The organism is Acinetobacter lwoffii, from assembly GCF_024129855.1.
In the GTDB taxonomy this organism is placed as follows: Bacteria; Pseudomonadota; Gammaproteobacteria; order Pseudomonadales; family Moraxellaceae; genus Acinetobacter; species Acinetobacter lwoffii_L.
The window spans coordinates 117,703-131,044 of the sequence record NZ_JAMXXC010000004.1 but is presented as its reverse complement, the minus strand read 5'-3'; the positions used below and the strand labels follow the sequence as shown (position 1 = coordinate 131,044).

General features: G+C 44.4%; 10 protein-coding genes and 1 pseudogene. 4 read left to right on the top strand and 7 right to left on the bottom strand.

Translation table 11 applies throughout. From position 1 onward, the window contains the following. Positions 1–12 precede the first annotated feature (12 nt). Positions 13–1,458: pseudogene (locus NI465_RS05550) on the bottom strand (circularly permuted type 2 ATP-grasp protein); the annotation flags it as partial. Positions 1,459–1,812: 354 nt separating this feature from the next. Between NI465_RS05550 and NI465_RS05545 the strand changes: the two are divergent. Both NI465_RS05545 and NI465_RS05540 read left to right on the top strand, forming a co-directional pair. Then, a complete protein-coding gene (locus tag NI465_RS05545) occupies positions 1,813–2,820 on the top strand; it encodes a helix-turn-helix transcriptional regulator (protein ID WP_004278803.1) in 1,008 nt (335 codons plus the stop codon). A gap of 501 nt (positions 2,821–3,321) precedes the next feature. Continuing rightward, positions 3,322–4,992, top strand: a complete 1,671-nt coding sequence (locus tag NI465_RS05540; RefSeq protein WP_004645422.1) for an FMN-binding glutamate synthase family protein — start codon at positions 3,322–3,324, stop codon at positions 4,990–4,992. 68 nt (positions 4,993–5,060) lie between these two features. Here NI465_RS05540 and NI465_RS05535 read toward each other — a convergent pair whose 3' ends face one another. The 4 genes from NI465_RS05535 to NI465_RS05520 are packed head-to-tail and all read right to left on the bottom strand — an operon-like array spanning position 5,061 to position 8,795. Beyond that, positions 5,061–6,104: an alpha/beta hydrolase gene (locus NI465_RS05535; protein ID WP_086044703.1), complete on the bottom strand. Its 1,044-nt coding sequence runs from the start codon at positions 6,102–6,104 to the stop codon at positions 5,061–5,063. Then, complete coding sequence (locus tag NI465_RS05530; protein WP_253137634.1) at positions 6,104–7,243, bottom strand: YdcF family protein; 1,140 nt, start codon at positions 7,241–7,243, stop codon at positions 6,104–6,106. Before NI465_RS05530 ends, NI465_RS05535 begins: the two co-directional genes overlap by 1 nt. A gap of 1 nt (position 7,244) precedes the next feature. Beyond that, the gene (gene murB / locus NI465_RS05525; protein ID WP_253144564.1) at positions 7,245–8,285 is read right to left on the bottom strand and encodes a UDP-N-acetylmuramate dehydrogenase; all 1,041 of its coding nucleotides are present in this window, start codon (positions 8,283–8,285) and stop codon (positions 7,245–7,247) included. A 3-nt stretch (positions 8,286–8,288) separates the two neighbouring features. After that, entirely contained in the window at positions 8,289–8,795 is a 507-nt protein-coding gene (locus tag NI465_RS05520) for a low molecular weight protein-tyrosine-phosphatase (RefSeq protein ID WP_005252177.1), read from the bottom strand. A gap of 120 nt (positions 8,796–8,915) precedes the next feature. Here NI465_RS05520 and NI465_RS05515 point away from each other — a divergent pair, with 120 nt between their 5' ends. Both NI465_RS05515 and NI465_RS05510 read left to right on the top strand, forming a co-directional pair. Then, positions 8,916–10,076 (top strand): iron-containing alcohol dehydrogenase, encoded by a 1,161-nt coding sequence (locus NI465_RS05515; RefSeq protein WP_213687394.1) that lies wholly within the window; start codon positions 8,916–8,918, stop codon positions 10,074–10,076. A gap of 44 nt (positions 10,077–10,120) precedes the next feature. Continuing rightward, entirely contained in the window at positions 10,121–10,555 is a 435-nt protein-coding gene (locus NI465_RS05510; RefSeq protein WP_004645428.1) for an acyl-CoA thioesterase, read from the top strand. A gap of 8 nt (positions 10,556–10,563) precedes the next feature. On the opposite strand, the gene dnaX is transcribed toward NI465_RS05510, so the two are convergent. Then, entirely contained in the window at positions 10,564–12,696 is a 2,133-nt protein-coding gene (dnaX, locus tag NI465_RS05505) for a DNA polymerase III subunit gamma/tau (protein ID WP_253144561.1), read from the bottom strand. Positions 12,697–12,829: 133 nt separating this feature from the next. Continuing rightward, positions 12,830–13,273, bottom strand: a complete 444-nt coding sequence (locus NI465_RS05500; RefSeq protein ID WP_195725876.1) for a copper resistance protein NlpE N-terminal domain-containing protein — start codon at positions 13,271–13,273, stop codon at positions 12,830–12,832. Positions 13,274–13,342: the final 69 nt, after the last annotated feature.

Here is a 13,342-nt window from a genome sequence, read left to right as displayed (position 1 = left end):
TTCTTTGGAATCTTATGAATGTAAATTGTCGACTACCCAGGTATCTTTGATACCGCCACCTTGTGATGAATTCACCACCAGTGAGCCGGGTTGCATCGCCACACGTGTCAAGCCACCCTGTACGATTTCAGTACGATAAGGCGAACTTAATACAAATGGGCGTAAGTCGATATGACGTTCAGCAATACCAAAATTGGTCAAAGTCGGACTAACCGATAAGTCCAAAGTGGGCTGCGCAATATATAAATGCGGCGCAGCTAAAATTTTCTCCCTGAAAGTTTCAATTTGCTGTTTAGACGCTTGTGGTCCAATGAGCATGCCATAACCGCCCGAACCCTGCGCTTCTTTCACCACCAGCTGATCCAGATGAGCCACGACATAGTCTAATTCTTCAGAATTACGACATTGATAAGTCGGAACATTTTTTAGAATTGGCTGCTCGCCCAAATAAAAACGAATCATTTTGTCGACATATGGATAAACCGATTTGTCATCTGCCACACCGGTTCCCGGCGCATTGGCAATCACGACATTATTTTGCAAATAAGCCGACATCAAGCCAGCAACACCCAAAGTGCTATCCGGTTTAAAGCATAAGGGATCAAGAAACGCATCATCGACCCGTCTATAAATAACATCGACTCGTTGGCGACCACGTATGGTTTTTACATAAACCTTCGAGTCATCAACAAAAAGGTCACGTGATGTTACCAATGGCACATCCATCTCTCTTGCAAGGAAAGAATGTTCATAGTAAGCACTATTAAAACGTCCTGGGGTCAGTACCACCACAAATGGCTTATCGACATAAGCATTTTCGATCAGGATTTCTTTTAATAATTGTGGATATTGCTCGATTCCGGCAATCTTGGACTGCTCGAATACTTTCGGCATCAGTTTTTCACTGATCTTGCGGCATTCCAGCATATAAGACACGCCAGATGGCGTTCTGAGATTATCTTCTAAGACATAAAACTCGCCCTTGGAATCACGGATCACATCGATCCCGCTAATCTGGCTATAAATCCCGCCTTTCAAGCTATGTTGATACATATGCGGCTGATAGGCTTCATGAGTTAAAATCTGCAACTCAGGAATGATATTGGCTTTTAAAATGTCCTGTTGATGATAAATATCATGTAAGAATAAATTTAGCGCCCGTACCCGTTGTGCCGAGCCTAAAGCCACCATATTCCACTGTTTCCGGTCTATGACTCGCGGAATGATATCGTAGGGAATAGTGCGTTCTACGCCTTCTTCATCGCCATAAACGGTAAAGGTAATACCGTGATTTAAAAAATGTTCTTTTGCTACCTGATTCAGTGCATTGAGTTCATCCAGCGTATGTTGAGATAACCATTCTTCCAGTCTTTGACCTGCCTGACTGGACAGCACATGTTCATCCTGCATTTCATTAAAGAACTTTGAAGATAACTGCTGCAGTAAAAGTTGTGGGTTTGTTGTAGTAGATACCGCTGTAGTTTTAGTGTCTATAAAATTTTTTCCAATATTCTGGGAACTAAATTTATCAATTGTTTCAATCACATTTGTATCCTGATTTCCTTTAAGCATACAAACCCTCGTATTATCATCTATTATAATTAAATCAAAGCAATATCCATGCCATGACATCTGCATTTCAATTACCATTAATCTAATAAATGCCCAATGAACTCAATGCCATTTTCGACCAAGTTGTTTTAGAATTGTAGGACAAATGTTGCACAGAGGGACTTGCGAAAAAATGAGAGTTTTTTTATTGTGTTAAGCTAAGCCTAAATCCCCTCTTCTTTATTGCCAGCAAAATAAATTATGTCAGCACAAGAAAAAGAAACTTCAAACAGTCTGTATCGCCAATGGCAAATTTTGTCGCGTCTTTCTACCGGCAAATGGATGGGAACACGTGAATTACAGGAAATCCTCAATCGCGAAGGCATCGATATCAGTCTACGTACCATTCAGCGTGACCTGAATCAGATTGCGCAACGCTTTCCAATTGAAAGCAGTAAAACCACGCCGCAAGGCTGGCGTTGGCGTTCAGATGCGCCGCTGCAAAGTTTGCCGCATATGACCAGCTCGCAAGCGGTCACTTTCATGATGGTCGAAGAACATTTAAAACATCTGCTGCCACCGAGCCTGATCGAGGAAATGAATCCGTGGTTTGATCTGGCACGACGCAGTCTTTCTTCCCAGAACAATGTCCGGCAATGGATTAACCGCGTACGCATTGTTCCGGCCACCCAACCGCTGATTCCACCTGTGGTAGATAAGGCCGCGCAGCAAGCGGTGTATGAAGGCCTGTTACAGGACAAACAACTGGAATGTGTGTATCAGGGCCGTGGTCATAACAGCGAAGAAAAAACCTATATTCTCAATCCTCTGGCATTGGTACAAAAAGGGTCAATCATTTATCTGGTGTGTACCCGTCATGACAAATCGGATATCCAGACCTTTGCACTGCACCGCTTTAAATCGGCCGTCGTGCTGAATTCACGTGCCTTGCATCCGGTCAATTTCGATATTGATGATTATATTGATTCTGGTGCACTGGGCTTCCGGGTGGACTTCAACCATCCCACCGAAAATGTCACGCTTAAACTCAGCATGTCAGAGTCGGATGCGCATTACTTTGAGGAAAGCCAGCTCAGTAAAGACCAGAAAATTGAAAAAATGGAAGATGGCATGTCGCTGATCACTGCTACCGTGCCATTTACCTCTCAACTGGTCTGGTGGCTGCGTAGCTTTGGTAAAAAGATTAAACATATTGAACCGAGTATTGTGGCCAATGCAGTCGCTCAACTGGATGAGGAAAACCCTTAACCACACAGGCTTCATCCAGATTCTTTTATGTATTCCGGAATAAAAAAATCCCCAAATTGGGGACTGGAGAATTATGCTTATATTTTTGTTCTTGTTGTGGTGATCTGCCGCTGTGCCAGGCTGCTTTTCTTTAACACCCCGAAATGCAGCCTGGATGAAACATCAATATTTAAAAATGACTGAGACATGAGCAAGCCAGTTCAGCATCATTAAAGCGAATGGATTTTTTGGTCATGGTTTAAGACTCCTATGTAGTGAATAAACCGACTATAAAGTCATCCGCCTTACTTGTGAAATAAATAGAATGCATGTCTTTTGCAGATTTTTTCTATAGAACTTTTTCCGTAAAATTTATCTGTAATCGCTGCCGATTCATTGTCTGGCTTAATAGCATTTTCGGCAAGTTTATAAAATCGAATAACAATTCTCTGCTTGTATAAGATACCTCGCTCTGCACATCATAAAGCCCTATAGAAGTAGAAATAGGGACTTAATTTTACAATGGCTAACCCTGCTCAATTAGTACGTCACAAGCTGCTCAATACTTTCTTTTCCCGCCATTCGGTCTGGTTTGCCTGCATTCTGATTGCAGTGATTTTTACTACATTTCATATCGGTTATTCACCGCGTTATATCTATTATTTTATGCCGCAAACGTTAGTGAATACCCTATGGATCCTGAGCATTCTGCTGAGTTTGCTGGGTTTGTATGATGTACTACAAAATAAGCATTCCATTCTGAAAAATTATCCCATTATGGGACATTTCCGCTTTATCTTTGAGGAATTCCGTCCCGAGATTCGTCAGTATTTTATTGAAGCCGACCGGGACGCACTGCCTTTTTCCCGTATGCAGCGCAGTCTGGTGTATCAGCGGGCAAAAAATGAAAATTCTGATAAACCTTTCGGCTCGATTCTGAATGTCTATGAAGATAATTACCGCTTTGTTAGTCATTCCATCACGCCCTGCAAAGTTGCTGATCCGCAGACTTTTCGTATCCTGATTGGAAATGAGCAATGTACCCAGCCCTTTTCAGCTTCTATTTTAAATATTTCAGCCATGAGCTTTGGCAGCATGAGTGCCAATGCGATACGTGCACTTAATCTCGGCGCTCAAAAAGGTGATTTTTTCCATGATACAGGCGAAGGCAGTATCAGTCCCTACCATCTGGAATATGGCGGTGATCTGGTCTGGGAAATTGGCAGTGGTTATTTTGGCTGCCGTACTTTAGATGGGCAATTTGATCCGGAACGTTTTGCTGCACAAGCCAAATTACCCCAAGTGAAGATGATTGAAATCAAGCTTTCGCAAGGCGCAAAACCTGGCCACGGCGGTATTTTACCTAAAAGTAAAATTTCGGAAGAAATTGCCCAAATTCGAGGCATCAGCCGTGATCATGATTGTGTTTCACCTTCGAGTCATCCGGCATTTAGCACACCGATTGAAATGATGCATTTCATACAAAAATTACGTGAACTTTCCAACGGAAAACCGGTCGGATTTAAGCTATGTCTGGGCCAGCCGTGGCAGTTTATGAGCATGGTCAAAGCCATGTTACATACCCAGATTTATCCGGATTTTATTGTGGTTGATGGCTCTGAAGGTGGAACCGGAGCTGCACCCATTGAATTAATTGACTATGTTGGCGCCCCTTTAAGAGAAGGTTTGCTGTTTGTACACAACACCCTTGTTGGTGCAGGTTTGAGAGATAAGATCAAAATTGGTGCAAGTGGTAAAATAATTAGTGCATTCGATATTGCCAGCACGCTTGCCATTGGTGCGGATTGGGTGAACTCTGCCCGTGGTTTTATGTTTGCAGTGGGCTGTATTCAGGCACAAAGTTGTCATACCAATCAATGCCCTGTCGGAGTCACCACCCAAGACAAAGATCGCCAGAAAGCCTTACATGTGCCGACCAAGGCCGAACGGGTGTTTCATTTTCATAAAAACACCTTACATGCCCTGTCTGAACTAATAGCTTCCGCAGGTCTCAAACACCCTTCCGCTATTAAGGCGCATCATCTGGCACAACGCGTGAATAATCACGAAATAAAGAACTTTGCGCAGATTCATTTTTGGCTCAAAGAAGGTGAATTATTGTCCTGTGAAAATAAGGATGAGGAGAACTTCTACTTCCGGATGTGGAATTTGGCCCAATTAGAAAAATTTTAAATCAATAGCATTAGAACTAAAAAAGGCGTTTTCATAAACGCCTTTTTAAATATTAAATTTTCAATCTATTAATAATAAGTTTTGCTGCCGTGTGCATGCAGAAAGGCAGGAATCAAACCCGTCAATGCAGCACGAATATCGGCTCGCTCATTGATCAATTGGTGTGAACCTTCTTCCAGCATAAGCAAAGTCTGGAGCCGGAATTTACGCCGGATAAATTCGATATTATAACGCCAGTCCACAGTCTGATCCTGTGCACCCTGTGCCAGCCAGACTGGAATACGACAAGCCGGACGCGCTTCCATTTCCAGCATCCAGCGTGACATCGCCAAAATCCAGTCCATGCCCATTATTCGCGGTTGTAATGGATCTTTAAGCCGGATAAAACGCAAAAACTCCGGATTATGGTTATTGCGTCTGAAATGTCGGGGAACTTCACGTTTGATTCGGCTAATAATGCCCAATCCGACCGAATTATGCCACCAGGCAGTTTTAGCGGGACGAATCAATGGTGATAATAGCAAGACCCGCTCGACAAAAGGATTTTCACGACGTTCTGCAAATTCCAGTAAATGGTGCATCCAGATCGCACCACCGGTACTCTGGCCGATGCCCACCCAAGGTTTCGGTAATTGTGAAGCGTGCTGTACATAGCGATGTACTGCATGCAAGACCTGCTGATAATGATCAAAATTCTGAATGCTAGCAGGTGAACCATCACTGAGACCATGTCCCGGCAAGTCATAGGTCAATACGCTAAAACCCTGTTCCAAAAGCTCTTTGACAATCGGCTGATAAATACCGCTATGTTCCAGATAACCATGCAGCAAAAAAGCGGTTCCCTGAATCTTATCAAAGCGGGTATTTTCCAGATTCGGTTCAAACACCTGTACATGCAACTTGAATAATGGCATCTGTACATAGCCCTGCCAGTGTTTGCAGTCCAGTAAATCAAAACCATAAAGCTTTCGATAGGACTGCAGATCAATCGGCGGTTCATCACTACGATTCAGGTTTAAAGGTGGCAAGAGTTGAGGCGTAACATCCCGACTCGGAATGGGTAAATCCAGCTGTTTCAGAATGGTGGGATTTAAAAATGGGATATCAGACATTATGGCACCTCCCGACAGTCACTGGATCCAAACCACATATCGCGCATGGTCGCCAACATTTCATAATTGGCACGACGACTGTGATCATAATTTTGTGCACTTGGACGCCATCGTGTCAATGGCGTTGGCATCGGCGCTTCTACCGGAATGGTTTGTATGCCATTTAACGCAAATAAACGGCGGGTACGCGGCATATGATAACGATCCGTAATCAGAATCACTGTAGGCGCTCCACCTTTCTTTTGTAATAATAATGAACTGAAACGGGTATTTTCACAGGTGTTCATGCTGCGATCTTCCAGTAATTTGGCATCGACACCATGATTTTTTAACCAGCGCTGCATATACGGCGCTTCGACCCCACTCAGAACAATCGGCAACTGGTAATGTTTCTCTACTGCCAGCGTGGTTTCCAGCCGTAGTCGCGTATAGTTATTGACGACAATTTCTTTGCCGTGGTCATCTAAAGTTAATCCACCACCCAATACCACAATGGCATAAGGCTGGGAGCTATTCGCCGGTTTAGCCTGCTGTTGCTCTTGTAGTAAAGCCAAGTCCTGCTGGATTTCCTCTCCATCGGTTTCCTGTACCGAACTGGCTTCGCCTTGTTCCAGCGGATGCGTTGTCAGAAACTCCATATATTGCTCAATACGTTCCTTGTTTTCACTACTGTCCCACTCCAGCAATTCCCGGACATTTGCTGTCGGATCGACTGGTTCTGCACCTTCCTGTGAGGACAATAACGGCACCTGAGCAGGTGGACTTTGCTCTGCTTTTTGATCCTGCTGCTCGCGTTGATATTCTTCAATTACTTGCTGCAGTGCTTTATAACGCGCCTGAATCAGCATCAGGTTGGCAGAATTATTTTGCTGGATATCCTGTTCCATGACCTTTAAATAAGCCTGACGGGCAATCCACAAATCAGAGCCAGGTTCCAGATTTTCATGTTCGCTGAGTGCAGCCATTTTCTGGCTTTGAGCCGCGACTTCATTTAGCTCTAAGGAGACAAACTGGTTTAAGCCCTTGACGATCATTTTTGAGTAAAAAGGCGTATAAACCAACACCAGTAGACAGCCGCATAGCACAAACAGTCCAGTGACAATTTGTAGCAAACGTACCATCCAATGGGTGTTTTTCATGTTATTCCTCTTCCTGATGAGAACGGATCAAGCCATTTTTATCGAACAATACAGGTTCAGGCTCCAGCATTAGACTAAATTTTTCCCAAACTGACTGTTGTACTGCACGATACGTTTTACGGACATCGGTGAGAGATGCTTGACCATAATTCACCAACACCAGCGCCTGTTTGTGGAACATACCGACAGGTCCCAACTGTTTGCCTTTCCAGCCCGCCTGATCAATCAGCCAGCCCGCTGCCAGTTTAACTTGAGCATTGGCTTGCTGGTAATGGGGTAAATTCGGGAAAGATACAGCAATTTGGTCAAAGACCGCTTGATCAACCACCGGATTTTTAAAGAAGCTGCCCACGTTGGGAAATTCTTGTGGATCAGGCAATTTACTCTGACGAATCTGAATGACCTGTTGCTGCAGGTTTTCTGCTGTGAGCTGATCACCAACCGCAGTCTTCAGATCACCATAATTCAGTTTCAAATCTGGCTGTTTAAGTAATCTAAAAGTCACATGGGTAATCACATAACGGTTGGGATCATCTTTAAAAATACTATGCCGGTAGGCAAATTGACAGTCTGCTGCCTGAATCGAGGCAAATTGTTTCAGCTGACGGTCATAGACCTCGACGGAATCGATAAACTCGCCGACTTCAACGCCATAAGCGCCAATATTCTGTACTGGCGATGCACCGACCCGACCCGGAATTAAAGCTAGATTCTGTAGGCCATATAAACTTTGTGCCGTGGTCCAGAGCACAAAGTCATGCCAGCCTTGTCCGCCGCCTACACGTAAACGTTGCGACTGATCATCAGCATCCAGCATTTCAATGCCTTGAATATCCATATGCAGAACTAGCGCATCAATCTGCTCCGGCAACAACATATTACTGCCGCCTGACAGGATCAGCACATTGAGTTGCTGCTGTTCCGCAAAATCCAGTGCAGTTAGCAGATCAGCGGTGGATTGAATCTGAGCATAGTGCGAAGCAATCGCTTCTAAATTTAAAGTATTAAAAGGTTTAAGTTGAACCTGGGTTTGAATCTGCATCGCTTAAACCTTGTGTAAATTCTGTTTAAAAATCTCAATCCAGGCCTGGCTGCTGGATTCACACTGATCAAGCACCCGCTCAAAGCCATCCGCTTCGCCATAATAAGGATCGGGTAAGGCCTGTTTCGGATAGGTCTGATCATGCTCACTCATCAATGCCACGCGTGCACGTACATGGCCAAACCGAGTTTCTGCCAGACGCTGTATGTCCTGGATATTGGATAAATTCTCCAGATCCATCGCCAGAATCAGATCATAATCAATAAAATCGTGTGGAATGAGTTGACGTGCGCGAAGTGCTGAAAGGTCATAGCCACGTTTTAGTGCATGCTTCTGGCTACGCAAGTCCGGTGCCTTGCCGGGATGATAATTACTGGTTCCGGCAGAGTCGACCACAATGTTCAGTTGCTGTTCATCACAATAATGTCTGAGTACAACTTCTGCCGTGGGAGAGCGGCAAATATTTCCCAAACAAACACATAACACCTTGTATGGCGTTCTGGATGACATAAACAACCTCAGAGCTACTTTATTTTAAAGATTCTTATGTTAAGTTATTTATATACTGATTCCTATCTTACAACCATAGAATAATCTCGTATTTGCAATAAAAAAATCAAGGATATCGCCATGAATCGTTTTCAGTTTCAAACCGTCCCCAATATCATTGCCGGACTAGGCACGATTCAGGAATTATTTAAAATTCTAAAAAATGGCCGTTATCGCCGTCTTCTACTGGTGACTGACCCGGGTATGCTGAAGGAGCAATTACATCTGCCGATTCTGGATATTATTGAATCTGCCGGACTGGAGTATGTGATTTACTCGGATGTTCAGGCCGATCCGCCCGATACAGTGGTGCTTGAAGCGGTGGCTTTTGCAAAACAGGAAAATATTGATGTGGTGCTGGGCTTTGGTGGTGGCAGCTCGATGGATGTGGCCAAACTCATTGCAATTTTGGCGCATCCTGAACAGCATCAGACATTGTCTGATCTGTATGGCGTTGATAATGCCACCGGACCGCGTTTAGCTTTAATTCTGGTACCAACTACGGCTGGAACAGGTTCAGAAGTGACGCCGATTTCGATTGTCACCACAGGTGAAACCACTAAAACCGGTATTGTGGCACCGATCCTTTTTGCAGATATTGCCATTCTGGATGCAACATTTACCCAGAATCTTCCAGCACAGATCACTGCCGCCACCGGCATTGATGCCATGGTACATGCCATTGAAGCCTATACCTCAAAACACAAGAAAAATCCTTATTCGGATATGCTGGCCAAACAGGCTTTAAGATTACTGAATGCCAATCTGCAACGTGTACTGCAAAACGGTCATGATTTAGATGCCCGCCAAAATATGCTGGTCGGTTCCATGCTGGCCGGACAAGCCTTTGCCAATGCACCAGTCGCTGCCGTACATGCGCTGGCTTATCCACTGGGTGGACATTTTCATCTTTCGCATGGGCATAGCAATGCACTGGTTCTAACTGAAGTATTAAAGTTTAATGCGCCAGCGGCCAAACAGCTCTATGCGGAATTGATGACCTGGCTGGATCCCCGTAGTAAAGGTTGCCATGATGGCCTGACCGATCTGTTTATTGATCATTTTAATAATCATCTGATGCAAAGCGGTTTGACTCTAAAACTAAATCAGTTGAATGTTCCAGAACATATGCTGCAGGTGATGGCAGAAGATGCGATGCAACAAAGCCGGCTGTTGCAGAATAATCCACGTGAACTCAAGGTGGAGGATGCTTATCAGATTTATCAGGCGATCTATTCCTAGATCAATTTCCACCTAAGCCTTATCTAGCTGAGGACTGAATAGTGATGAAAGCCACCATCAAACAGCGTGAACACTATACTTTTTTCCTACCCATTCAAACCCGTTGGGCAGACAATGATCTGTACGGCCATGTCAACAATGTGACTTATTACAGTTATTTTGATACCGCCGCCAATGCCCTGCTGATTCAGGAAGCTGCTTTTGACCCAAAATATTCACCCATGATTGGACTGGTCGTCAGCTCCAACTGTCAGTTTAATCAGGAACTGTCTTATCCGGAAATTATTGAAGTGGGCGTAGCCATTGAAAGCATGGGAAATTCATCGCTCAGCTATGATCTGGCTATTTTTAAACGCAACTCGGATACAGCCGCTGCACAAGGCAATTTTGTCCATGTATTTGTCGATCGTGAGACACGAAAAAGCACCCCGATTCCAGTTGAAATGCGGGATGCTTTATCTCGATTTGTTGTGACTTAACATCCAGCCTATTTCAGCTGAATATTTTGCAGTTCACCGTCAAACTGCTGTAGCAGATCACGTACAGCCGGTTCAGCATGTAACAATTCTTCGGCACGTTTAAAGGCACGTGCCTTACGCTGATGTTGCATGGTATATGGCGTTAACTGGTCCACATTTTCAAATTTCACCTGGAAATTGGTTTGCGGCCATTGCTGTTGCAAAGCAGCTTCCAGATTATGTTGCAACTGGGTCAACAACTGTTGGTACTGTTCAGGAATATGGAAAATGGATTCGCCATTCATCTGGCCAGTCATGACGCCATACTGCGCCAGTTCCTGTACCGCTGGAGAAAGCTGGCTGTTACGGAACCAGTATTCCCATTTTTCTACGCTCCACTCACCTTCCAAGGCTTGTTCAGGTATTTTCAGAATATCCTGTGGCATCAGATTCTGCGTATTTACATCTTGGGAAATATCTTCCAGCAAAGCTGTCTGTGCAACTGGCTGAACCGGAGCTGTGTTTTCAAGAGCAGGCTGAGCAATCGAATCCTGTGAAAGTTCCAATTCCGGTGCAGCAAGACTAAATTCCTCATCAGCAGGCATACTGTCTTGTGCTGGCTCGGTAGGGATGACAGCATCTGCAGGAATAAACTCTTCAAGCAGGAAATCATCCGAACTGTTGCTGGTAGCAGGTGCTTCTGGCGTACTCCTGATTTCATCAAAACCAAATAGGCCTTTGTCATCATTTGGATCAAAAACAATTTGATCACTAGACCGCACTTCTTCAATCACTGTTTGAGTTGCTACAGGCTGGACAGGTTCAGGCGCATTGATGCTGGTTGGCTCGTCTTCATCCAAAAAATCATCCGAAGAAGGTTCAGACGCTGATGCGACATCAATCTCCTCATCTGTCTCATCGTCCAGAGAAAAATCATCAAATACCATTTCTGCCTCCAATGATTGTGTTTCTACTGATTTAGATTGAAGTTGTGTCAGAACGGGCTGCTGTATGCGTGTTGTATAAGTTGTTGCCTGTTGCGATGCAGTCTCCTGCATCACTGGAATTTCGCTTGGCTGTAAAGGACGGAAAGCCAGTAAGCGTAGCACCGTCATCTCAAAGCCTTGTTCCTGCGTAACTGCAAGCTGTAAATCGGCACGACCCTTACAGGCAATCTGATAATACAGTTGCAGGTCTTGTGCAGAAATCAGACCGGATAATTGCATGATCTTTCGATTGATCTCGGCACTATATTTCAGGCTTAAATCTGGTAAATATTGCAATAAGGCCAGTTCATGCAACGTCGAAATCAACTGGTCGAGCACCAGTGACACATCCAGAGCTTGCTGACGGAACTGTAGCAATAACTGACTAACCTGCGCTTTCTGGTTCTGGTGAATCGCCAGAATCAGATCATAAACAATGGTACGGTCAATCAGCCCCAGCATGTCTTTAACATCCTGATGCTGAATCGCTCCTTGACCATAGGCAATCGCCTGATCGGTCAACGACAAGGCATCACGTAATGAACCTTGCGCAGATTCAGCAATCTGCCAGATGGCATCCTGATCAGACTGAATGCTTTCTTTGCTAAGAATATGGCCTAGATGTTCAGTAATTTCATCGACTGCCAATGGACGCAAAGTAAATTGCAGACAGCGAGAAATTACGGTAATGGGTAGTTTTTGCGGATCGGTGGTTGCAAACAAGAATTTGACATGTTCTGGCGGTTCTTCCAGCGTCTTTAACAGCGCATTGAAAGAATGCGTGGAGAGCATGTGCACTTCATCGATCAGGTAGACTTTAAAGCGACCTTGAGTCGGTGCATAAGGCACATTGTCGAGCAACTCACGTGTATCTTCCACCTTGGTGCGTGACGCCGCATCGATTTCGATTAAATCAATAAAGCGGCCTTCATTGACTGCGGTACAGGTCGGGCACACCTCGCAAGGAGTCGAAGTAATACCGGTTTCACAGTTCAGGCACTTCGCCAAAATACGTGCAATCGTGGTTTTTCCGACACCACGCGTTCCCGTAAACAAATAGGCATGATGCAAACGGCCACGTTCGAGCGCGCTGGTTAAAGCACGTGATACATGGTTTTGCCCCACCAATTCATTGAAATTACGAGGACGGTATTTTCGCGCAAGTACTTGATACATGTATGCTCCTTTTTACAGGTCTAAGCATACTGTTTTTTTATAAAATAGTGAAATGAATGCCGGTTTATAAAGAATAAAAATCCCTTGATCAAAATCATTGAAAAAGGGATATAAAACAAATACTTTTTTAAAATTAGACCGATTCAAACAGGATAAAGTCACTTTGCATCTGGTAGCGTTTGCCTGTTTGATCTTCACGAATTTCCAGAACATGCTTTTTCAGATCGACATAGAGCAGATTTCGGGTATCGACATTCAGCAGTTCAATCTTTTGTTGTGATTCATCCTGAAACCGAATCTGCCCGCTCATTGTTTCAATTTCATTATGACCACTTAAACTTTCACGCTGTAAAGTAAAGGTCTGATCTTCATTCAAGGTCAAGGCCACTGCCATGCCTGGACAGTCTTCACAACTTGAAAAGCATCCCATACATGGTGTTGTGCCCTGATAACTCCCGACCCAGGCAGGAATCTGAGCTTTGGCTTCCATCACCGTTTTTGCAGCCGGCTGATTCGGCTCCTGACATCCGAACAACGCACTGCTTGCGACCAGAGGAATCACCAGCACTTTTTTCATTACTTCACACCACAGCCATGGACTGCGCGACAAAATAACATATTTAGCTAACGGGCTAAACTCCCAAAT

Coding starts and splice junctions, on each gene's coding strand:
- NI465_RS05530 (WP_253137634.1), bottom strand. CDS start 7,243: ATGAAAAACACCCATTGGATGGTACGTTTGCTACAAATTGTCACTGGA.
- dnaX (WP_253144561.1), bottom strand. CDS start 12,696: ATGTATCAAGTACTTGCGCGAAAATACCGTCCTCGTAATTTCAATGAA.
- NI465_RS05535 (WP_086044703.1), bottom strand. CDS start 6,104: ATGTCTGATATCCCATTTTTAAATCCCACCATTCTGAAACAGCTGGAT.
- NI465_RS05515 (WP_213687394.1), top strand. CDS start 8,916: ATGAATCGTTTTCAGTTTCAAACCGTCCCCAATATCATTGCCGGACTA.
- NI465_RS05545 (WP_004278803.1), top strand. CDS start 1,813: ATGTCAGCACAAGAAAAAGAAACTTCAAACAGTCTGTATCGCCAATGG.
- NI465_RS05540 (WP_004645422.1), top strand. CDS start 3,322: ATGGCTAACCCTGCTCAATTAGTACGTCACAAGCTGCTCAATACTTTC.
- murB (WP_253144564.1), bottom strand. CDS start 8,285: ATGCAGATTCAAACCCAGGTTCAACTTAAACCTTTTAATACTTTAAAT.
- NI465_RS05500 (WP_195725876.1), bottom strand. CDS start 13,273: ATGAAAAAAGTGCTGGTGATTCCTCTGGTCGCAAGCAGTGCGTTGTTC.
- NI465_RS05520 (WP_005252177.1), bottom strand. CDS start 8,795: ATGTCATCCAGAACGCCATACAAGGTGTTATGTGTTTGTTTGGGAAAT.
- NI465_RS05510 (WP_004645428.1), top strand. CDS start 10,121: ATGAAAGCCACCATCAAACAGCGTGAACACTATACTTTTTTCCTACCC.